General features: G+C 72.1%; 18 protein-coding genes. 6 read left to right on the top strand and 12 right to left on the bottom strand.

The window, feature by feature from the left end; genetic code table 11:
- Window positions 1-10: 10 nt before the first annotated feature.
- The 3 genes from D7193_RS22835 to D7193_RS22825 all read left to right on the top strand — a co-directional run bounded on the left by D7193_RS22835 (window position 11) and on the right by D7193_RS22825 (window position 4,250).
- Entirely contained in the window at window positions 11-1,678 is a 1,668-nt protein-coding gene (locus D7193_RS22835) for an NAD(P)/FAD-dependent oxidoreductase (protein ID WP_241563308.1), read from the top strand.
- Window positions 1,675-3,108 carry an ATP-binding protein gene (locus tag D7193_RS22830; RefSeq protein ID WP_120781594.1) on the top strand — a complete coding sequence of 478 codons (1,434 nt, stop codon included), beginning with the start codon at window positions 1,675-1,677 and terminating at the stop codon, window positions 3,106-3,108. The genes D7193_RS22835 and D7193_RS22830 overlap by 4 nt, the downstream gene beginning before the upstream one ends.
- A 92-nt stretch (window positions 3,109-3,200) precedes the next feature.
- Complete coding sequence (locus D7193_RS22825; protein ID WP_120781593.1) at window positions 3,201-4,250, top strand: aldo/keto reductase; 1,050 nt, start codon at window positions 3,201-3,203, stop codon at window positions 4,248-4,250.
- Between the two features lie 116 nt (window positions 4,251-4,366).
- Here the strand turns inward: D7193_RS22825 and D7193_RS22820 are convergent, their stop codons facing one another.
- From D7193_RS22820 to D7193_RS22795, 6 genes are all read right to left on the bottom strand, one after another.
- Window positions 4,367-4,894, bottom strand: a complete 528-nt coding sequence (locus D7193_RS22820; RefSeq protein ID WP_120781592.1) for an NUDIX domain-containing protein — start codon at window positions 4,892-4,894, stop codon at window positions 4,367-4,369.
- 139 nt (window positions 4,895-5,033) lie between these two features.
- The gene (locus D7193_RS22815; RefSeq protein ID WP_120781591.1) at window positions 5,034-5,675 is read right to left on the bottom strand and encodes an SRPBCC family protein; all 642 of its coding nucleotides are present in this window, start codon (window positions 5,673-5,675) and stop codon (window positions 5,034-5,036) included.
- Window positions 5,672-6,052, bottom strand: a complete 381-nt coding sequence (locus tag D7193_RS22810; protein ID WP_120781590.1) for an ArsR/SmtB family transcription factor — start codon at window positions 6,050-6,052, stop codon at window positions 5,672-5,674. Before D7193_RS22810 ends, D7193_RS22815 begins: the two co-directional genes overlap by 4 nt.
- 27 nt (window positions 6,053-6,079) lie before the next feature.
- Complete coding sequence (locus D7193_RS22805) at window positions 6,080-8,176, bottom strand: xanthine dehydrogenase family protein molybdopterin-binding subunit (protein ID WP_120781589.1); 2,097 nt, start codon at window positions 8,174-8,176, stop codon at window positions 6,080-6,082.
- Window positions 8,173-9,162 (bottom strand): FAD binding domain-containing protein, encoded by a 990-nt coding sequence (locus D7193_RS22800; protein ID WP_120781588.1) that lies wholly within the window; start codon window positions 9,160-9,162, stop codon window positions 8,173-8,175. The genes D7193_RS22805 and D7193_RS22800 overlap by 4 nt, the downstream gene beginning before the upstream one ends.
- Complete coding sequence (locus D7193_RS22795) at window positions 9,159-9,623, bottom strand: 2Fe-2S iron-sulfur cluster-binding protein (RefSeq protein WP_120782151.1); 465 nt, start codon at window positions 9,621-9,623, stop codon at window positions 9,159-9,161. The genes D7193_RS22800 and D7193_RS22795 overlap by 4 nt, the downstream gene beginning before the upstream one ends.
- Window positions 9,624-9,895: 272 nt before the next feature.
- On the opposite strand from D7193_RS22795, the gene D7193_RS22790 reads away from it, so the two are divergent.
- Window positions 9,896-10,294, top strand: coding sequence for a cupin domain-containing protein (locus D7193_RS22790; RefSeq protein WP_120781587.1), 399 nt, complete (start codon window positions 9,896-9,898; stop codon window positions 10,292-10,294).
- An 81-nt stretch (window positions 10,295-10,375) separates the two neighbouring features.
- Here the strand turns inward: D7193_RS22790 and D7193_RS22785 are convergent, their stop codons facing one another.
- The 6 genes from D7193_RS22785 to D7193_RS22760 form a co-directional block, all read right to left on the bottom strand.
- Complete coding sequence (locus D7193_RS22785) at window positions 10,376-11,614, bottom strand: glycoside hydrolase family 16 protein (protein ID WP_120781586.1); 1,239 nt, start codon at window positions 11,612-11,614, stop codon at window positions 10,376-10,378.
- A 180-nt stretch (window positions 11,615-11,794) separates the two neighbouring features.
- Window positions 11,795-12,484, bottom strand: coding sequence for a TMEM175 family protein (locus D7193_RS22780; RefSeq protein WP_120781585.1), 690 nt, complete (start codon window positions 12,482-12,484; stop codon window positions 11,795-11,797).
- Window positions 12,485-12,643: 159 nt separating this feature from the next.
- Entirely contained in the window at window positions 12,644-14,020 is a 1,377-nt protein-coding gene (locus D7193_RS22775) for a GH1 family beta-glucosidase (RefSeq protein WP_120781584.1), read from the bottom strand.
- A 29-nt stretch (window positions 14,021-14,049) separates the two neighbouring features.
- Window positions 14,050-14,889 (bottom strand): carbohydrate ABC transporter permease, encoded by an 840-nt coding sequence (locus D7193_RS22770; protein ID WP_120781583.1) that lies wholly within the window; start codon window positions 14,887-14,889, stop codon window positions 14,050-14,052.
- Window positions 14,882-15,880 carry a carbohydrate ABC transporter permease gene (locus D7193_RS22765; RefSeq protein WP_120781582.1) on the bottom strand — a complete coding sequence of 333 codons (999 nt, stop codon included), beginning with the start codon at window positions 15,878-15,880 and terminating at the stop codon, window positions 14,882-14,884. Before D7193_RS22765 ends, D7193_RS22770 begins: the two co-directional genes overlap by 8 nt.
- Window positions 15,881-15,954: 74 nt before the next feature.
- Window positions 15,955-17,256, bottom strand: a complete 1,302-nt coding sequence (locus tag D7193_RS22760; RefSeq protein WP_120781581.1) for an ABC transporter substrate-binding protein — start codon at window positions 17,254-17,256, stop codon at window positions 15,955-15,957.
- A gap of 239 nt (window positions 17,257-17,495) precedes the next feature.
- Here D7193_RS22760 and D7193_RS22755 point away from each other — a divergent pair, with 239 nt between their 5' ends.
- Together D7193_RS22755 and D7193_RS22750 are read left to right on the top strand one after the other, a co-directional pair.
- A complete protein-coding gene (locus D7193_RS22755; RefSeq protein WP_120781580.1) occupies window positions 17,496-18,695 on the top strand; it encodes an ROK family transcriptional regulator in 1,200 nt (399 codons plus the stop codon).
- Window positions 18,696-19,163: 468 nt separating this feature from the next.
- Complete coding sequence (locus D7193_RS22750) at window positions 19,164-21,800, top strand: discoidin domain-containing protein (protein ID WP_120781579.1); 2,637 nt, start codon at window positions 19,164-19,166, stop codon at window positions 21,798-21,800.
- Window positions 21,801-21,866 lie beyond the last annotated feature (66 nt).

Raw genomic sequence — 21,866 nt, 5'->3', positions numbered from 1 at the left:
AGGTGGTTTCATGGGCGCCATGGCGAACCCGGTGATCCTGACCGTCGACGACGACCCGGTGGTGTCCCGGGCGGTGGCCCGCGACCTGCGCCGGCGGTACGGCGAGCGCTACCGGGTGATCCGGGCCGGGTCGGGGCCGGAGGCGCTGGAGGCGCTGCGCGAGATCAAACTGCGCGGTGAGCAGGTGGCGTTGCTGCTTGCGGACCACCGGATGCCCGGGATGACCGGGATCGAGTTTCTCGAGGCGGCCATGGACCTCTTCCCCGCCGCCCGGCGGGTGCTGCTCACCGCGTACGCGGACACCGACGCCGCGATCGAGGCCATCAACGTGGTCGACCTGGACCACTACCTGCTCAAGCCCTGGCACCCGCCGGAGGAGAAGCTCTACCCGGTGGTGGACGGCCTGCTGGAGACGTGGGCGGCGACGCCCGACGCGGCGATGGCCGAGATCCGGGTCGTCGGCCACCGGTGGAGCGCTCCCTCGTTCAAGGTCCGCGACTTCCTGGCCCGCAACCTGATCCCGTACCGGTGGCTGCTCTCCGACGAGCCCGAGGGCGCCCGGCTGCTCGCCGCGGCGGGCGCCACCGAGGCGGACGTGCCGCTGGTCGTGACCGACGAGGGCAAGACGCTGATCTCTCCCACCCAGGCGGAGCTGGCCGGCGCCGTCGGTCTCACCGTCGAGCCGACCACCGACTTCTACGACCTCGTGGTGATCGGCGGCGGCCCGGCGGGCCTCGGCTCGGCCGTCTACGCCGCGTCGGAGGGCCTGCGGACGATCCTGGTGGAGCGCCGGGCCACCGGCGGGCAGGCCGGCCAGAGCAGCCGGATCGAGAACTACCTGGGCTTTCCCGACGGAGTGTCCGGCGCTCAGCTCACCGACCGGGCGCGGCGGCAGGCGCTGAAGTTCGGCGCCGAGCTGCTGAGCACCCGGGAGGTGGTGGGGCTGACCGAGGCCGGCGGGGCCCGCCTGCTGCGCTTCGACGACGGCGCGGAGATCGCCGCGCACACGGTGGTGCTGGCGACCGGCGTGTCGTACCGGGTGCTGGCCGCGCCCGGCGCGTCGGACTTCACCGGCCGGGGCGTCTTCTACGGCGCCGTCTCCACGGAGGCGCCGAGCTGCGTCGACCAGGAGGTCTACATCGTCGGCGGGGCGAACTCCGCCGGCCAGGCAGCGGTCTACTTCTCCCGGTACGCCGCGAAGGTCCACCTGCTGGTCCGCGGTCCCGATCTCACGGCCTCGATGTCGCGCTACCTCATCGACCAGATCGAGCGGAGCGACCGCGTCGTCGTGCACACGCACACCGAGGTGGTGGGCGCGGCCGGCGGCGACCACCTGGAGCAGCTCACCCTCTGCAACTCCCGCACCGGCGAGCGGCGCACCGTCGACACCTCCTGGCTGTTCGTCTTCATCGGCGCGGAGCCGCGTACGGACTGGCTGGACGGGGTGGTGACCCGCGACCCGCGCGGCTTCGTCGTGACCGGGCCCGACCTCGTCGTCGACGGGAAGCGACCGCCGGGCTGGTCGCTGTCACGCGACCCGTACCACCTGGAGACGAGCCTTCCCGGGGTCTTCGCTGCCGGCGACGTGCGGTCCCAGTCGGTGAAGCGGGTCGCCTCCGCCGTCGGCGAGGGGGCCATGGCCGTCTCGCTGGTCCACCGCTACCTGGAGGCGCAGTGACCACCCCCGACGACCGGCTCACACCGGACCAGCTGCGCACCCTCTTCCTGTTCGAGGCGCTCGACTCCGCCCAACTCGACTGGCTCGCCGAGTACGGCCGGGTGGAGCAGCGGGCCGGCGGCACCGTGGTCTTCGGCGAGGGGGAGCCGGCCACCTGCTTCTTCGTCCTGCTCTCCGGCACCGTGACGCTCAGCCGCCGGGTGCAGAACGACGAGGTGGAGATCAGCCGCACCTCCCAGCGCGGCGTGTACGGCGGGGCCACCCAGGCGTACATCGTGGGCGAGAAGGAGCAGGTCTACCGCAACACGATGCGCGCGGTGACGGACGCCGACTTCTTCGTGCTGCCCGCGACGGATTTCGCGCAGGCCGTCCGATCCTGGTTCCCGATGGCGATGCACCTGCTGGAGGGGCTGTTCATCGGGATGCGGAACAGCCAGACCATCGTCGGCGAGCGGGAGCGGCTGCTCGCCCTCGGCTCGCTGTCGGCGGGGCTGACCCACGAGCTGAACAACCCCGCGGCGGCGGCGGTCCGGGCGACCTCGCAGCTGCGGGACCGGGTGGCCGCCATGCGCAGCAAGCTCGCGATGATCGCCGACGGCCGGCTCGACGGCAGCGCCCTGCACCAGCTGGTCGAGCTGCAGGAGGAGGCGGTGGCGCGGGTGTCGACCGCGCCGAAGCTCAGCCCGATGGCCGCCAGCGACGCCGAGGACGCGCTCACCGACTGGCTGGACGACCACGACGTCCGCGGCGGATGGGACCTGGCGCCGATCCTGGTGGGCGGCGGCGCCGACACCGACTGGCTGGCGCGGGTGCAGGGCTCCGTCGGCCCGGCCGACCTGGAGACGGCCGTCCGGTGGCTCACCTACACCATCGAGACCGAGCTGCTCATGCGTGAGATCGGCGAGGCGGTCACCCGGATCTCCGGCCTGGTCGGCGCGGCCAAGCAGTACTCGCAGCTGGACCGCGCGCCGTTCCAGGTGGTCGACGTGCACGACCTCCTCGACGCCACGCTCGTCATGTTCAAGGCGAAGATCCCCGCCGGGGTCAAGCTCGTCAAGGAGTACGACCGCAACCTGCCGCCGGTTCCGGCGTACGCGGCGGAGCTGAACCAGGTCTGGACGAACCTCATCGACAACGCGCTCGCGGCGATGGGGGAGAAGGGGACGCTGACCGTCCGCACGGGGCGCTCGGACGACCTGCTCACCGTGGAGATCGCCGACACGGGTCCCGGCATCCCACGGGAGGTGCGCCCGCGCATCTTCGAGCCGTTCTTCACCACCAAGGCGGTGGGCAGCGGCACCGGGCTCGGGCTCGACATCTCGTACCGGATCGTGGTGCACAAGCACCACGGTGACATCCGGGTGGAGAGCGTGCCGGGCAGCACCACGTTCCGGGTGCTGCTGCCGCTGACCGCCGAGACGGCGTCCTGAGCTGTTGCGTTCCAGCGCACTCGAACTCCTAGCGTGAGGCGCACGCCCGCGGGTCGTCCGTCGGGCAGGCGATCGACAGCAGGGAGCAAGGCATGCGGTACCGGGTCCTCGGCGGCACAGGCATCGAGGTGAGCGTCCACGCGCTCGGCGCGATGATGTTCGGCGCGGTCGGCAACCCCGACCACGACGAGTGCGTCCGGATCATCCACGCCGCCCTCGACCGGGGGATCAACCTCGTCGACACCGCGGACATGTACTCCGCCGGCGAGTCCGAGGTCATCGTGGGCAAGGCGCTGCGGGGCCGCCGCGACGACGTGGTGCTCGCCACCAAGGTCCACTTCCCGATGGGGGAGGGCCGCAACCGGGGCGGCAACTCCCGGCGCTGGATCTTGCGCGCCGTCGAGGACAGCCTCCGGCGCCTGGGCACCGACTGGATCGACCTGTACCAGGTGCACCGGCCGGACCACACCACCGACGTCGAGGAGACCCTGGGCGTCCTCACCGACCTGGTCCGCGCCGGCACGATCCGCGCCTTCGGCTGTTCGACGTTCCCCGCCGAGGAGATCGTCGAGGCGCACCACGTCGCCGAGCGGCGGGCGCTCGGGCGGTTCCGCACCGAGCAGCCGCCGTACTCGCTGCTCGCCCGGGGCATCGAGGCCGACGTGCTTCCGGTCTGCGAGCGGTACGGAATGGGCGTGCTCACCTGGAGCCCGCTCGCCTCGGGATTCCTGTCCGGACGGTACCGCGACGGCCGGCCGGCCGACCTGACGAGCGGACGGGCCGCTCTCACGCCGGCCCGGTTCGACCCGGCCGCCCCGGGCAACGCGGAAAAGTACCGGGCGGTGGAGGAACTGGTGGCGCTGGCCGGGCAGCTCGGCCGGACGCTGCCGGAGCTGGCCGTCGCCTTCCCCGCCGCTCACCCGGCGGTCACGTCCGTGATCATCGGACCGCGCACGATGGAGCAGCTCGACGGGCTGCTGGGCGGTGCCGACCTCACCCTCGACGACGCCACACTGGACCGGATCGACGAGATCGTGCCGCCCGGCACCAACCGGTACGCCCCGGACGGCGCGTGGCGCCCGCCGGCGCTGACCGACCCGGCGCGCCGCCGCCGCCCCCTGCCCAACCGCTCCGCAGCCTGACCCCCACCCCGCCCGTCGATCATGCAGTTGTGGTGCCTGACAAAGGCCATGAAGCGCCAGGAAACGACCACCACAACTGCATGATCGACGCCGGTTGCCCGCCCGGGCGGCACCGGTCAGCCGGCGGTCCCTCCCGCCCGGGCGGTCCCGGCGAGGAAGTCGGCGAGCACCCGGGTGTGCGTGTCGAACGCCAGCTCGACCGGCTCGGTGAGCACCAGCCACTCCGTCGCCTCCTCGGTGGGCGCCGACGGCGGCAGCTCCTCGGCGCGCCGCTCGGGCAGCACGCCGAAGATCATCATGGTGCCGCCGGCGGGCGCGCTGTGCACCGCGAACAGCGTCGCGTCCTCGGGCGCCGCGACCAGGCCGGTCTCCTCCCGCAGCTCCCGGACCAGCGCCTCGTCCCACTCCTCGCCGTACTCGATGAAGCCGCCGGGCAGGGCGAGCAGCCCTCGGGCCGGTTCGATGTCACGCCGGACCACGACCACGCCGAGGCCGGCCGCCGTCCGCACCGGCAGTACGGCCACCGCCACCGGCAACGGGTTGCGCCACACGGTCTGCCCGCAGACGGGGCAGATCCGGGGCCAGCCGGCCGCCGGGTAGGCGGACCCGCAGTACGAGCAGTGGGAGTACGACGCACCGGTCATGCCGCAGCACGTTACCCGCGCGCCGGCCCGGCGCACTCGGCCAGATCACCTCCGTTTCGCCGATGTGGCGGTGTCACCGGGGCCGGAAAGCCGCCACATCGGCGAAACGGTGTCGATCATGGGTGGCCGGGACGCCGGGTCAGGCGGCCGGGACGCCCGTGTAGAAGGCGGTGACCCGCTCGGCGGCGGCGCGGGCGGCCTCGGGGTCGGTGCCCGCGGCGACGCTCGCCTCGCGCCAGCGCTCGCTGGCCAGCGTCATGAACGCCCGGCCCTCGTCGGAGGCGGACCAGGCCTCGGCGTCCTCCGGGCGTACGCCCGCGCCCGCCGCGCCGAAGTACGACGCGAGGCCGAGCAGGCCGAGGTCCCAGCCGATGCCGACCGCGCCCGGGCCGAACTGGGCCCACCGGTCGTCGTCGACGTGGGCGATGTGGTCGAGCTCGAACCGGGTACGGCCGTCGCCCTCCGAGGTCAGCCGGACCTCGATCCAGCTGACCTCGCCGCCGTACTCCCAGGTCGCGGCGAAGCTGGTCGGCGGGTCGCAGCGTTCGACGGTGCCGCCCGCGTTGCCCTCCAGTTGGTAGCGGCCACCGAGCCGCAGCTCGCCGGAGACCGGCAGGAACCACCGGGGGATGCGTTCGGCGCTCGTGCACGCGTCCCACACGTCCTCGACCGTGGCGTCGTACGTCTGGCTGATCGTGGTCACCCTCGCCTCGCCGGCCTCCAGCGTGCGGCTGCCCACCTGCCGCCGCACGGCGTTGATCTGCTCGGTCACGTCGATCATCGTTCTCTCCTGTCGTCAGAAGTGTCGTCGGAAGCGCCAGAACCCTCGCGCAGTCGCCGTGCGCGCTTGCCGCGGGCCAGCTCGGTGGCGAGCGCGTGCAGCGGCGGCGTCCAGAACCGCCGGAAGTGGTCGAGCCACTGGTCGACGTCGCGCAGTGGTCGCGGGTCGACCGCGTAGAGCCGCCGGGTGCCGTCCGGCCGGACCGTGGCGAAACCGTTGTCGCGCAGCACCTTGAGGTGTTGCGAGACGGCCGGTTGGGAGATGCCGAACTCGCTCTGGATCACGGCGCCGAGGGCGCCGGCCGTGGTCTCGCCCTCGGCGAGCAGTTCGAGGATCCGGCGCCGGACGGGGTCGCCCAGCACATCGAAGGCGTGCACCCGACAGTTATATCAGCGACGCCTTAATTAAGCCAACTCTGAAACGCCGAGCAGCTTGTCGAGGCGGATCGGCAGGTCGCGGACCCGTACACCGGTCGCGTGCCGCACGGCGCTCGCGATCGCGGCGGCCGTGCCCACGATGCCGATCTCGCCGAGGCCCTTCACGCCGGCCGGGTTCAGGTCGGGATCCTCCTCGGGCACCCAGTACGCCTCGATCCGCTCGACGTCCGCGCACGCCGTGATGTGGTACGTCGCGAGGTCGTGGTTCACCCAGTCGCCGTACCGCTCGTCGAGCACGCCCTCCTCGTGCAGCGCCATCGACAGCCCCATGGTCATGCCGCCGATGAGCTGGCTGCGCGCGGTCGTCGGGTTGACCACCTGGCCCACGGCGAAGACACCGAGCAGTCGGCTCACCCGCACCTCGCCGGTGTCGGCGTCCACCCGCACCTCGGCGAACTGCGCCCCGTACGCGTAGCGCGCCATCGGCCGCTGGGCCCGGATCTCGTCCGCGGTGTGCGCCTCGACCGTCAACCCGTCGGCGGGCAGCTCGCCGGTGTGGTGGCCGAGCCGGTCGCGCAGTTCCTGGCAGGCCCGCACCACGGCCCAGCTCCACGAGGAGGTGCCCATGGATCCGCCGGCCACGCCGGCCGGCGGCAGGTCGCTGTCGCCGATGTGGATCCGTACCCGCTCCGGCGGCACGTCCAGCGCGTCCGCGGCGACCTGCCACAGCGCGGTCCGGGCGCCCGTGCCGATGTCGGTGGCGTTGATCCGGACGACGAAACCGCCGTCGGGCAGGGCGGTGGCCGTGGCCGCGGCGGCCCGTGCCCGGGCGGGATAACTGGACCCGGCGACCCCGGTGCCGATCATCCACCGGCCCTCGCGGCGGGCGCAGGGGCGCGGGTTGCGGTCGGCCCAGCCGAAGCGGCGCGCGCCCTCGGTGAGGCAGGCGACGAGGTTGCGGCTGCTGAACGGGTGACCCTGGTCCGGGTCGACCGCCGGGTCGTTGCGGATCCGCAGCTCGACGGGGTCGATCCCGCAGGCGACGGCGAGTTCGTCCATCGCCGACTCCAGGGCGTACGCCCCGGGGCACTCGCCGGGCGCCCGCATCCAGAACGGCGTCGGCACGTCGAGGCGGGCCAGCCGGTGGGTGGTGCGCCGGTGCGGCCCGGCGTACATGCTGCGGGTGTAGACGGCCGTCTGTTCGGCGAACTCGGTGATCATCGACGTCTGGCTGATGGCGTCGTGGCAGATGGCGGCGATCCGTCCGTCGGCGTCGGAGCCGAGCCGGACCCGCTGGATCGTCGGGGTGCGGTAGCCGATCGGGCCGAAGAGCTGCTGGCGGGTCAGGGCGAGTCGCACCGGCCGGTCGACGTGCCGGGCGGCCAGTGCCGCGAGCACGACGGACGCCTTCGCGTAGCCCTTGCTGCCGAACCCGCCGCCCACGTGGGCGCTGATCACCCGGACCGACTCGCGCGGCATGCCGAAGAGTTCGGCCATCGCCGCCTGCACCGCCGTCGAGCCCTGGTTGGAGTCGTGCAGGAGCAACTGCCCGTCGCGCCACTGCGCCGTGGTGGCGTGCGGCTCCATCGGGTTGTTGTGGTACGCCGGTGTCCGGTACGTGGCGTCCACCTGTACCTCCGCCGCGGCGAACGCCGCGTCGAAGTCGCCCTCCGCGGTGTCCGTCGGGTAGCTGGGGTTGACCTTGTCCGGACGGTACAGCCCCGGATGGTCGGCGGTGAGCACGGTGCTGTGCGGCTGGGTGTCGTAGTCGATCCGGACGTGCCGCGCCCCCTCCCGGGCCGCCTCGATACTCTCCGCCACCACCACCGCGACGAACTGGCCCCGGTAGTGCACCGTCGGCTCCTGGAGCAGGTACAGCTCCGGGTCCACGTCGGGGGAGAGCCGGGGCGCGTTGCCGTGGTGCAGCACGGCGAGCACGCCGGGCAGCGCGAGCGCCGGCTCCGCGTCGATGCGGGTGATCCGGCCGCGCACCGCCGCCGCGGGAACGGCCCAGCCGTACGTCACGTCGTCGAGCGGGTACTCGACCGCGTACCGGGCGGTGCCGGTGACCTTCTCCCGGCCCTCCAGCCGGGGATGTGCCCGGCCCACGGCGCCAGCGCTCATGCCTCGACCCCCGCCAGCTCGGTGAGCGCGCGTACCGTGATGGCGCGGACGAGCGGCACCTTGAAGGCGTTGTGGCTCAACGGCCGGGCCGCCTCCAGCTCGGCGTCGGCGGCCCGCCCGGCCAGCTCCGGCGTGAACGGCCGGCCGCGCAGCTCGGCCTCGGCGCGGAGGGCCCGCCAGGGCCGGTGCGCGACCGCCCCGTAGGCCAGCCGGACGTCGCGGACCACGCCGGCGTCGAGGTCGAGCACCGCGGCCACCGAGCCGACCGCGAAGGCGAACGACGCCCGGTCCCGCACCTTGAGGTACGCCGAGCGCCGCGCGGCCGGCAGCGGCGGGAGCCGTACGGCGGTGATCAGCGCGCCGCGGGGCAGGGTGGTCTCGCGCTCAGGATGCTCGCCCGGTGAGCGGTAGAACTCGGCGACCGGGACGTCGCGCGTCCCGCCGGCCTCGGCCACCTCGACCACGGCGTCCAGCGCGGCCAGTGCCACCGCGAGGTCGGACGGGTGGGTCGCCACGCACTGCTCGGACCAGTCGAGGATGGCCAGGTCGCGGTTCTGCCCGTGCCGGGCCGCGCAGCCGGTGCCGGGCTCGCGCTTGTTGCACGCCTTCCCGGTGTCCTGGAAGTAGACGCACCGGGTGCGCTGCATGAGGTTCCCGCCGGTGGTCGCCATGTTGCGCAGTTGGCCGGAGGCCGCGGCGAGCAGCGCGCGGCTGAGCACCGGGTAGTCGCGGCGTACGACCGGGTGGGCCGCCAGCGAGCTGTTGCGGACGGTGGCGCCGATCCGCAGGCCGCCCCCGGGGAGCGGCTCGATGCCGCCCAGCGGCAGTCGGGTGACGTCGACCAGCAGGTCGGGCCGCTGCACACCGAGCTTCATGAGGTCGACCAGGTTCGTGCCGCCGGCCAGGTACGCGGCCTCAGGGTCCGCGCCGAGCAGCGCGACGGCCTCGGCGACGTCCGCGGGGCGGCGGTAGTGGAAGCTCCTCATCGGTCGCCCGCCGTCTCCCGGATCGCGTCGACGATGTGCGGGTACGCCGCGCAGCGGCACAGGTTGCCGCTCATCCGTTCGCGGATCTCGGCGTCGGTCAGCCGCACGGTGCCGGTGAGGTCGTCGGTGACCGCGCTGGGCCAGTTGTCCGCCACCTCGTCGAGCAGCCCACGCGCGGAGCAGATCTGCCCGGGCGTGCAGTAGCCGCACTGGAAGGCGTCGTGCGCGATGAACGCCTCCTGCAACGGGGAGAGGGAGTCGGGGCCGGCGAGGCCCTCCACGGTGACCACCTCGCACGTGTCGAGGCTCACCGCGAAGATCAGGCAGCTCTTCACCCGGCGGCCGTCGAGCAGGACGGTGCAGGAGCCACACTGCCCGTGGTCGCAGCCCTTTTTCGCGCCGACGAGGCCGAGGTGTTCGCGCAGCGCGTCGAGCAGCGTGGTCCGGTTGTCCAGCGTCATCTCGTGGGGGTCGCCGTTGACGGTGAGGGCCACCCGGGACGACCACTCGTCGCCGACCGTCGTGGCGCTGCCGGAGCCGTTTCGCACAGGTCGAGAGTAGCCATAACGGACCCAACCCGAAGAAATCCGACCTATCAGTCACCGATCCGGGGCCAGGGGTCCACCCCGTCGATCATGCACTTGTGGTGGGCGACAAAGGCCGCGTACCGGGGTAGCCCGGCACCACACCTGCATGATCGACGCGGGGGAGGGCGGCGGGGCAGGATGGGTTCATGAGCAGTGGACCGATCGACCTCACCGAGGCGCTGGCCTCGTTCGAGGCGCTGTGGAGCCCCCGCATCGTCACCCGGGTCAACGACTACGACGTACGTGTCGCCAAGGTGGCCGGCGAGCACGTCTGGCACCGCCACGACAACACCGACGAGTTCTTCCTCGTGCTCTCCGGGGAACTGCGCATCGCCCTGCGGGAGGAGCCGGACGGGCGGGAACGCACCGTGGTCCTGCCGCGCGGATCCGTGTTCGTGGTGCCCCGGGGCGCCGAGCACAAGCCGTTCTCCGCCGAGGGAGCCTCGATCCTGATGTTCGAGCCCACCGGCACGTCCTCCGTCGGCGACCGGCACGACGACGTGCCGGAGCACGTCGACGCCACCACGGGCCACGCCCTGGCCTGACCGCCGCGAACCGAGCCTGAGTACCGGACGCGAGGGGCCGCCACGGCGACAGCCGCGGCGGCCCCGGAGCGGGCGATGGTGTCAGCGGCGCCACTTCTGGTTCGCGCCGCCCGTGCAGTCCCAGATCTGCAGGCGGGTGCCGTCGGCCGAGCTGACCCCGGTCGCGTCGAGGCACTTGTTGGCCTGCGGGTTGACGATGTCCCCGGCGGCGGTGAAGGTCCAGCGTTGCGCGCCGCTGCCGTTGCAGTCCCAGAGTTGTACCTTCGTGCCGTTGGCGGTGCCGCCGCTGGTCACGTCCAGGCACTTGCCCAGCGCCCGCACCGAGCCGTCGCCGGCCCACGTCCAGCGCTGCGCGGCGGTGCCGTTGCAGGTCCAGAGCTGCACCGCGGTGCCGTTGGCGGTGCTCGCCCCGGCCACGTCCACGCACTTGTTGCCGTACCCGACGATCGGCGCCCCGCTGCCGCCGCCCCCGCCGGTGTCCCACGCCTGGACGCGGACGTAGTCGACGACCATCTGCTGCGGGAAGACCGTGCTGGCGTCCGGCGAGCCGGGCCAGTTGCCGCCGACCGCGACGTTCATGATCATGAAGAACGGGTGGTCGAAGACCCACCGGTTGCCGCCCAGGTCGGCCGGGGTCTTGCGGGAGTACTGCACGCCGTCGAGGTACCAGGTGACCGAGTCCGGCGCCCAGTCGACCGTGTAGGTGTGGAACGCGTCCGCGAGCGCCTGCCCGCCGGGCAGCGAGGTCTGGCCGGTGACCGCGTTGCCACCGGAGTAGCCGGGGCCGTGCAGGGTGCCGTGCACCGTGGACGGCTCGCGCCCGACGTTCTCCATGATGTCGATCTCGCCGGAGTTGGGCCACGGGTTGGTGGCGATGTCGTTGCCCAGCATCCAGAAGGCGGGCCACAGGCCCTGGCCCCGGGGGATCTTGATGCGCGCCTCGAACCGCCCGTACGCCTGGGCGAACGTGCCGGCGGTCAGGAGCCGCGCGGACGTGTACTGGCAGCTGCCGTACCAGCAGCCGTAGTTGGCCGGGTTCTCCCGGCGGGCGGTGATGACGAGGTTGCCGTTGCCGTCCAGCGCCGCGTTGCGGGTGCTGTTCGTGTAGTACTGCAACTCGCTGTTGCCCCAGCCGCCCCCGCCGATGTCGTACCGCCACTTGCTGGCGTCCGGCGGTGAGCCGGCGGGGCCGTTGAAGTCGTCGGACCAGGTCACCGCGCCGGGCGCCGCCGCGGCGGGGGCCTCGGTGGTCGCGGTGAGCGCGACGCTGAGGCCCACGCCGGCGAGGGCCAGCGCGGCGATGGCACGAATTCTGCGCACGGGAAGCCTCCCTGCGGTCGTGGACTGCCGGCCCCCGCCTATCCGGCGAACCGCCACCGGTCGGGTATCTACGAGGAAACCGGAAATAGATTGGTAACAATCTATTGAGTGGCTCGGACGCTGTCAAGAGAGCGCTCTCTGGCTTCCCGGACGACGCCGGCCAGGCCGCTGCCGTGCTGGTCAGGCTCGGGAACGGCGCGACAGGAACCGCAGCGGCCCGGCGCGCAGACCCTCACTGGTGATCGCGTGATAGACGATCATGACGATGATGAGGACCAGCCCCACCACCGGGTGGACGAACCAACCGAGCAGGCCGCTCAACCCGTAGAGGAGCAGGCCGGTGACCGGGCGGACGCGTTGGGCACGGACGTGCTCCGGGCTGACGTCGCCGGCCCGCAGCGCGGGGTGGCGGTGCAGGTAGCCGAAGAACGCCAGCCAGGGCGCGGACATCAGGGCCGCCGCGAGCGCGTACAGCGCCACCGCCACCCTGCGGTCGGCCGTGTCGCCCTCGGTGAACGCCGAGGCCAGCACCGCCGTCGGGAACGGGATGATCACGGCACCGAAGAGGATGGCGAGATTGATCCAGCTCAGGGCCAGCGTGGTCCCGCGGATCAGGCGCAGCAGCGCGTGGTGGTTGAGCCAGATCACCCCGATGTACCCGAACGACACGGCGAAGGCCAGATAGGACGGGCCCTCGTGGCCCAGCCCCTCCAGCAGCCCGCCCGCGTGGTAGTCCGGTACCCGAAGTTCGAGCACCAGCAGGGTGATGACGATCGCGAAGACGCCGTCGCTGAACGCCTTGATCCGATCGGTCTCCGACATCCGGAGCCCGCCGTCCGGCGGCCCGGGTTCCTCGGCTGGTGCGGCCATTGGGGAAGGTTATCGGCTCGGCCCGACGCGACGCGACCGATCCCCCGTCGCGACGGACGACCGCTTGCCACCGGCCTCCTCGGCCGCAGCCGGGACGGGTCGGGCCCTGGGTGCCGCCCGGCGCGACACCCAGGGAACCCGGGCCCCGTCGGCCCGCTCTCAGCCCACCGGCGTGGCGGTTCCCGCCGTGCCGGCGAGCCGCTGGTGGGCGCGGATCAGCTCGGCGTAGCGGTGCCCGCTCGCCTTCACCGTCCGCAGCTGGGTGGCGTAGTCCACGTGCACGAGGCCGAAGCGCTTGTCGTAGCCGTAGGCCCACTCGAAGTTGTCGAGCAGGGACCAGACGAAGTAGCCGGCCAGCGGCACGCCGCGCGCCACCGCGGACGCGCACGCCGCCAGGTGCTGTTCCAGGTGGTCGGTGCGCTCCTTGTCCTCCACGGTGCCCTCCGGGGTGACCTCGTCCACCCACGCCGAGCCGCTCTCCGTGACGATGATCTTCCCGGGCCGGTACTCCTCGCTCACCGCGACCAGCAGCTGTTCCAGGCCGGGCGCGTACATCTCCCAGCCCATCGCCGTCTCCACGGCGCCGGGCACCGGCACCTGCCGGGCGTACGGTGGCGGGCCGGCCGGGTCGTCCACCACCAGCTGCCGGAAGTAGTAGTTCACCCCGAGGAAGTCCGTGGGGGTGGCGATCACGTCCAGGTCGTCGCCGCGCACCGGCGGCTCGACGCCGTACGTGGCCACCATGTCGGCCGGGTAGCCCCGCCCGTGCACCGGGTCCAGCCACCAGCGGTTGACGTGCCCGTCCATGCGCCGGGCCGCCTCCACGTCCTCCGGCCGGTCGCTCGCGGCCTCGATCGGGCTGAGGTTGAGCACCAGCCCGACGGAGGCGGGCAGGGCGGCGTTGGCCCGTACCGCGCGGGTGGCGAGCCCGTGCCCGAGCAGCGTGTGGTGCGAGGTGTGGACGGCCCGCGTGAGGTCCCGCTCGCCCGGGGCCATCTTGCCCTCCAGGTGCCCGATCCAGGACACGCAGAGCGGCTCGTTGACCGTGCTCCAGTCGGACACCCGGTCGCCGAGGCGGGCGGCGACGACCGCCGCGTAGTCGGCGAACGCCTCGGCGGTGGACCGCTCCGGCCAGCCGCCCCGGTCGTGCAGGGCCTGCGGCAGGTCCCAGTGGTACAGGGTGACGAACGGCCGGATGCCCTCGGCGAGCAGCCGGTCGACCAGCCGGTCGTAGAAGTCGAGGCCCGCGCTGTTGACCTGCCCGACGCCCTCGGGCAGCACCCGCGGCCAGGCCACCGAGAACCGGTACGCGTCGACGCCGAGCTGGCGCATCAGCCCCACGTCCTCCGGCCAGCGGTGGTAGTGGTCGCAGGCGACCGCGCCGGTGTCGCCGTTGTCGACGTTGCCGGGGGTCGCCGAGAAGGTGTCCCAGATGGACGGGGCCCGGCCGTCGACGTCGACGGCGCCCTCGATCTGGTACGCCGCGGTGGCGACGCCCCAGAGGAAGTCGGGCGGCAGCTTGGACAGGTCCGGCACGGGATGGTTCTCCTCTGCGATGGTTGTGCTCACTTGACCGCGCCGGCGGTGAGGCCGGCCACGAAGTAGCGCTGGAGCGCCAGGAAGCCGGCGACGACGGGCACGCTGACCACGAGCGAGGCGGCCATCACCTGGTTCCAGTAGACGTTGAACTGGGTCGAGTAGCCCTGGAGGCCGACGGCCAGGGTGCGGCTGCCCTCGTCGGTCATGACCGAGGCGAAGAGCACCTCGCCCCAGGCGGTCATGAAGGCGTACACGGTGACCGCGACGACGCCCGGCACGGCCGCTGGCAGGATCACCCGGAACAGGGTGCGCAGCGGCCCGGCGCCGTCGACCTGGGCCGCCTCGTCGAGGCCGCGCGGGATCGAGTCGAAGTAGCCGACCAGCATCCAGATCGAGAACGGCAGCGAGAAGGTCAGGTACGTGATGACCAGGCCGAGACGGCTCGCGTACAGCTCGATGCCGGTGGCGTTGCCCAGGTTGACGTAGATGAGGAACAGCGGCAGCAGGAACAGGATGCCCGGGAACATCTGGGTGGACAGCACGGTCACCGAGAACACCCCGCGGCCACGGAACCGGTACCGGCTCACGGCGAACGCGGCGAAGATCGCCACCGCCACCGAGCAGACCGCGGCGATGCTCGACACGACCAGGCTGTTCACCAGGTAGCGGGCCAGCGGCACGGTGCTCCACATGTCGACGAACGGCTGCAGGGTCGGCCGGCTGGGCCACCAGGTGAAGCCGTTCTGCACGTCCTGCAACGGCTTGGCCGCCGAGGTGATCATCACGTAGAGCGGTATGACGACGAAGAGGGTGAGCAGGGTCAGCACGATCCGCCGGCCCCACCGCTCACCGGTGGTCTCACGCATGGTCCCTCCGGCGGTTGGTGATCAGCAGGTAGCCGGCCGAGACGACCAGCAGGAACAGCAGCAGCGCCACCGACATCGCCGAACCGGAACCGAAGTCCCAGGTCTTGAACGAGCTGCGGTAGATGTGGATGGAGATCAGGTCGGCCTGTTCGGGGGCGGAGCCGCCGAAGAGCACGAACGGCGTGTTGAAGTCGTTGAAGGTCCACAGGAAGAGCACCAGCAGCAGGACCAGGTTCACCGGCCGCAGCATGGGCAGGGTGACCGAGCGCAGCCGCCGCCAGAACCCGGCGCCGTCGATCGCCGCCGCCTCGTACATCTCCCCGGGGACGTTCTGCAGCCCGGCCATCAGGCAGAGGAACGCGAACGGCCAGTTCCGCCAGACCGACACCACCAGCAGCGACCAGAAGCTGTTGTCGCCGATCAGCCAGAACGGCCGCTGGTCCAACAGTCCGAGCTGGTCGACCAGGACGTGGTTGACCAGGCCGGTGTCGCGCTGGAGCAGGAAGCTCCAGGTGATCACGGCGGTGTAGACCGGCAGCGCGTACGGGGTGAGGAAGAGCGCCCGCAGGATCGCGCGGCCCCGGAACGGGCGTTGCAGCACGACGGCGCCGGCCATGCCGAGCAGCCAGGCCAGCCCCACCGAGAGCAGGGTGTAGACCAGGGTGACCCAGAACGAGTGCAGTAGTTCGCGGCCGGCCGCGCTGTTGAAGTCGAGGGTCGCCCGGTAGTTCTCCAGCCCGACGAAGGGCGCGGTGGACCAGTCCCGGATGTGGAACTGGGTCAGCTCCAGCAGGCTCATCCAGACCCCGACGACCATCGGGATCACGTGGATGGCCAGCTCCAGCACGATGGCCGGAACGAGCAGCAGGTACGGCAGGAGTGAGCGCCGCGGGCGGCGGGGCCGCCGGGCGGATCCCGACGCCGGTGATCCGGCTCCGGGGTCGCGCCGGTCGGGGCGGGCCGGGCCCGGCGCGGTGGTGCTGGTTGCCATCAGGGTCCTCTCGCCAGGTGGTGGCCGTGGCAGGGCGGTAGGGCGCCCTGCCACGGCCACCGGTGACGCCGGGGTCAGCGCATCTTCTGCTGCGCGTCGGTCAGCTTCTGCTTCACCGAGTCCTCGGTGACCGGCTTGCCGCTGGCCGCGTCGGCGAACAGCTCCTTGATGGCGGTGCCGACGAGGGTCTCGAAGGTGCTCTCGTCCGGCACCTGCGGCAGCGGGGCCGCGGTGGTGGACAGCGTCTCCTGGAGGACCTTCTGCTCCGGGGCGCTGAACGCCGGGTCGGAGCCGGCGGTCTTCACCGCGGGCAGCGAGCCGTACGTCTTGTTGAGGATGGTCTGCTCCTCGTCGCTGGTCATGAACTTCACGAAGCTCAGCGCGGCGTCCCGGTTCTTGGTGTGCTTGAAGACCGCCATGTTGATGCCGGCGACCATGCTGTTGACCTTCTTGCCACCGGCCGGCGGGGCGCCGAGGAACGGCACGGGGGCGATCCCGTACGCGTCGGCCGGCATGTTCTGGGTCTTCAGGTTCGAGCCGGCGGCCTGCCAGAGCAGCATCGCGGCCTTGCCGTTGGCGAAGTCGGAGACCGACTGGTTCTGCGCGTACTCGGCGTTGCTCGGGTTGGTGATCTTGTCGGTGGCCATGAAGTCGACGTACCGCTTGACCGCCGCGACGTTCTGCGGGGTGTCGAAGGTCGGCTTGCCGGACGAGTCGAACCACTCACCGCCGTACTGCTGGCTGAACGTGAAGGCGTGGTGGGCGTTCTCGGACGGGTTGGCGCCCTCGACGGCCAGCCCCCACTTGCCGCCGGTGCTGAGCTTCTTGCCGTACTCGGCGAGCTGCTCCCAGGTGGTCGGCGGGGCGGTGATGCCGGCGTCGGCGAACGCCTTCTTGTTGTAGTAGAGCGCGTACGCGAGGCTGTAGATCGGCACGGCGGCCGGCGGCTTGCCGGGCGCCCCGGCGGCGGCGAGCGCGGCGGGCACGAAGCGGTCCTTGCCGCCGACGGCCTGGAGCGTGGCGTCGTCGAACTCGACGAGCGCCCCGGTCGCCTGCAGCGACGCCGACCAGGTGTTGCCGATGTTCACCACGTCCGGGCCCTGGCCCGAGGTGGCCGCGGCGAGGAGCCGGTTGAGCAGGTCGGACCAGGGGACGACCTCGAGGTTGACCTTGATGCCGGTCTGCTTCTCGAACTTGTCCAGCTCCGGCTGGAGGATGGTCTTGTCGGCCTCCAGGCTGGCGCCCTGGTTACTGGCCCAGTAGGTGAGGGTCTTGCCCGACCCGCCGGAGTCGTCGCCGGAGCCGCCGCAGGCGGTCAGCGAGGCGGCCGCCAGGACGGCGGCGGCGAATATACCGAGGTGTCGTCTCGTCGACACGATCAGCCCTTCCGGTGCAGTGGTGGGGGCCCGGCCGGGTCGTCCGTCGTGCGCTGTGGGGGCGACGGGGACCGGCCGGTGCGGACGGGTTCCGGGTGGCGCCGGCGGGGAGCCGACGGCGTTTCCCGAGAGTTACATCACGGCTTAATTAATGTCGTCATTAAAGTGGTTGTGCAGTGGGTCGTCAAGCACGGGAGCCGTACAGTCGCTCCGGACGACCGACAGGATCGAGGTGACCAGTGGAGCTGGCGCGAGCCACCAACCGGAGCGTGCGGCTGCGCAACCGGGCCGCCCTGCTGACCAAGCTCTTCCTCGACGGTCCGCTGACCCGGCAGGACCTGGTCCGCAGCACCGGCCTGAGCCAGCCGGCGGTCAGCAACGTGGTGAGCGACCTGATCGAGGAGGGCCTCGTGGCCGAGGCCGGCGCCGCCGAGTCCGACGGCGGTCGGCCCAGCATGATGCTGCGGATCGCGCCCCGCTTCGCGTTCCTGGTCGGCGTCGACGTCGGCGAGACCCGGGTCCGGGTCGAGCTGTTCGACTTCGCGATGACCCTGCTCGCCAGCGTCGAGTACCCGCTCGACCCGGCCCGCACCGAGCCGGCCGAGGTCGCCGGGCACGTGCTCGCCGGGATCGACGCGGTGACCGGCGCGGCCGGGGTCGCGCCCGCCGACGTGCTCGGTGTCGGTATCGGTGTCTCCGGCGTGGTCTCGCAGGGCGAGCACGCCGTGGTGCACGCCCAGGCCCTCGGCTGGGACCGGGTGCCGCTGGAGCGCCTGATCGCCGCCGGCACCGACCTGCCCCTGCACATCGACAACGGCGCGAAGACGCTCGGCCAGGCCGAGATGTGGTTCGGCGCCGGTCGGGGCGCCCGGCACGCCGTCTTCGCCCTGGTCGGCTCCGGCGTCGGCGCGGCGGTGGTGACCGGCGGCGTCACCTACCGCGGGGCGTCCAGCAGCGCGGGGGAGTGGGGGCACACCACCCTGGTGTACGGGGGGCGGCCGTGCCGCTGCGGCGCCCTGGGCTGCCTCGAGGCGTACGTCGGCGCGGAGGCGATCATCGAACGCTACCGGGAGGCCCGTCGGGGTCGCCCGGTGCCCGGCGAGGACGAGGAGTCCCAGCTCAACGCCCTGATCGACGACGCGGCCACCTCCGCCACGGCCCGGCAGGTGCTCGACGACACGGCCGCCTACCTCGGCGCGGGGGTCGCGAACCTCATCAACCTGTTCAACCCCGAGCGGGTGGTGCTGGGCGGCTGGGCGGCGATGGCCCTCGCCGACCTGCTGCCGGCCGTGCGGGAGGCGGCCGGCCGGCAGGCGCTGCGCCAGCCGTACGAGCAGGCCTCGATCGAGCTGTGCCGCCTCGGCGTGGACGCCGTCGCGTTGGGTGCCGCCACGCTGCCGATCGCCCGGTTCCTGGCCGACGGCGGCGTACGCCGCTGACGCGCCCAGCGGTCCCGGCCGGGTCCGCCGCCCGGTTCGTCACGGCAAGGGCCGGGCGCGGCACGTGCCGTTATGCGGGCCGGGTTGTCCCGCGGCGCTGTCGAGCTGCCCCAGATGTGGGGCGGCCCGCACGCCGTCCGAGAGTGGCGGTGCTGCCATCCGCGCGGTCCCGGAAATGGGGCAGCTCGACAGGGGCGGCGGTCATCCTCCAACCGGCCGTCGGCGGGCACCGGCGGCGGTCGAGGCGGGGAACCCGTGGATGGGCAAAACGCCTAAAGCGCAGTTTCAGGATAAATAACAGTGTTATAGATCGATGTCTTGACGCCGCCGCAACCCCGCCGTAACACTCCATCGAGAGCGCTCTCCGCGCCGCGACGCCACCCGGCAGACCACCACCGGCGTCCGCGGTCGCGTCCGGAACCCTTCCCGTCGCCCGGTGTCCGCAGCCCCCTATCGACAGGCACAGTCATGACATCTCAGGCTTTATCCGTACCGCCACCGTCCCGGCGGCGCGCCGGCCGGCCCGTGCTCCTCGGTCTGGTCGTGGCCCTGGTCGCGGCGCTCGGCCCGGCCGGCCTCGCGCCGCCGGCACAGGCCGCACCCACCCTGCTGTCCCAGGGCCGCCCGGCCACCGCCTCGTCCACCGAGAACGCGGGCACGCCGGCCGCCGCGGCCGTCGACGGCAACACCGGCACCCGCTGGTCCAGCGCGTTCAGCGATCCCCAGTGGCTCCAGGTCGACCTCGGCGCCCGGGCCACCATCAGCCAGGTGACGCTCGTCTGGGAGGGCGCCTACGCCCGCGCGTTCCAGCTGCAGACCTCCGACGACGGCGCCACCTGGACGACCGTCCACAGCACCACGACCGGCACCGGCGGCACCCAGACCATCGCGGTGACCGGCGCCGGGCGCTACGTGCGGATGTACGGCACCGCCCGGGCCACCGCCTACGGCTACTCGCTCTGGGAGTTCCAGGTGTACGGCGAGACCGGCGGCGGCACACCGACCTGCGGCGGCACCAACGCGGCCCAGGGCCGGCCGGCCACCGCGTCCTCCACCGAGAGCGCGGGCCTGCCCGCGTCCGCGGCCGTCGACGGTGACGGCGGCACCCGCTGGGCCAGCGCCGCGAGCGACCCGCAGTGGCTGCGCGTCGACCTCGGCAGCACCCAGACGATCTGCCGCGTGGTGCTGACGTGGGAGGCCGCGTACGCCCGGGCCTTCCAGATCCAGACCTCGGCCGACGGTAACGCCTGGACCACCGTCTACAGCACCACGACCGGCACCGGCGGCACCCAGAGCCTGACCGTCGACGGCAGCGGCCGCTACGTGCGCATGTACGGCACCGCGCGTGGCACCGCCTACGGCTACTCGCTGTGGGAGTTCCAGGTCAACACCACGGGCGGGGGCGGCGACCCGTCCATCCCGCCGACCGACCCGCGCAACCCCAACTTCGGGCCGAACACCTTCGTCTTCGACCCGAGCACACCCACCAGCACCATCCAGAGCCGGTTGAACACCCTTTTCACCCAGCAGGAGACGAACCAGTTCGGCCCGCAGCGGTACGCCGTGCTGTTCAAGCCCGGCACGTACACGGCGGACGTCAACCTCGGCTTCTTCACCCAGGTGGCCGGCCTCGGCATGAGCCCCGACGATGTGAACCTCAACGGGCACGTCCGGGTCGAGGCGTTCTGGATGGGCGGCAACGCCACCCAGAACTTCTGGCGCTCGGCGGAGAACCTGTCGGTGACCCTGCCCGCCGGGGTGACCGTGGAACGCTGGGCCGTGTCCCAGGCCGCGCCGTACCGCCGGATGCACCTGCGCGGCGGTCAGAACCAGATCCAGCTCTGGAACGGCGGCGACGGCTGGTCCAGCGGCGGCCTGATGGCCGACACCCGGATCGACGGCCTCGTCGTCTCCGGCTCTCAGCAGCAGTGGTACTCGCGCAACAGCGAGTTCGGCAACGGCTGGACCGGTTCGGTGTGGAACATGGTCTTCCAGGGCGTCGTCGGCGCGCCGCCGCCGCACTTCCCGAACCCGTCGCACACCGTCGTGGCGCAGACCCCGGTCGTCCGGGAGAAGCCCTTCCTGTACGTCGACGGCACCGGCGAGTACCGGGTCTTCGTCCCGGCCCTGCGCACCAACTCGTCGGGCACCAGCTGGTACGGCAAGACCCCGGCCGGGTCGTCGATCTCGCTGTCGCAGTTCTTCGTCGTCCAGCCGGGCACCAGCGCGGCCACCATCAACGCGGCCCTCGCCCAGGGCAAGCACCTGCTCTTCACCCCGGGCGTGCACCACGTCACCGAGCCGATCCAGGTCAACCGCGCCGACACGGTGATCCTCGGCCTGGGCCTCGCGACCATCCAGGCCGACAACGGCACCGTGGCCATGCGGGTGGCCGACGTGGACGGTGTGAAGGTGGCCGGCATCATGTTCGAGGCCGGCACCACGAACTCGCCGGTGCTCATGGAGGTCGGCCCGGCCGGATCCTCGGCCAGCCACGCCGCGAACCCGACCTCGCTGCACGACGTGTTCTTCCGCATCGGCGGGCCCCACGTCGGCAAGGCCACCAACACGCTGACCGTCAACAGCGACAACGTGATCGGCGACCACATGTGGCTGTGGCGGGCCGACCACGCGGCCTCCGGTGTGCCCACCGGATGGACGCTGAACACCGCCGACACCGGTCTGACCGTCAACGGCGACAACGTCACCATGTACGGCCTCTTCGTCGAGCACTACCAGAAGTACCAGACCGTCTGGAACGGCAACGGCGGGCGGACGTACTTCTACCAGAACGAGATGCCGTACGACCCACCCAACCAGGCCGCCTGGATGAACGGGTCGACGCGGGGCTACGCCGCGTACAAGGTGGGCGACGGCGTGACCAGCCACCAGGCGTGGGGCACGGGCAGCTACTGCTACTTCAACGTGAACCCCGCGGTGGTCGCCGAGCGCGCCTTCGAGGTGCCGACCAACACGAACGTCCGGTTCACCAACATGGTGACCGTCTCGCTCGGTGGCGTCGGCACGATCAACCGGGTGATCAACAACTCCGGTGGAACCGCGAACGCGGCCACCCAGCAGGTGTACCTGACCACGTACCCGTGACGGTGGGCGGCCTCGCCGGGGCCGATGGTTGATCGACTCCGTTTCGCCGATGTGGCGGTGTCCGCG

The organism is Micromonospora costi, assembly GCF_003626655.1.
Lineage (GTDB): Bacteria > Actinomycetota > Actinomycetes > Mycobacteriales > Micromonosporaceae > Micromonospora > Micromonospora costi.
This window is presented reverse-complemented; position numbering and strand designations above follow the sequence as displayed.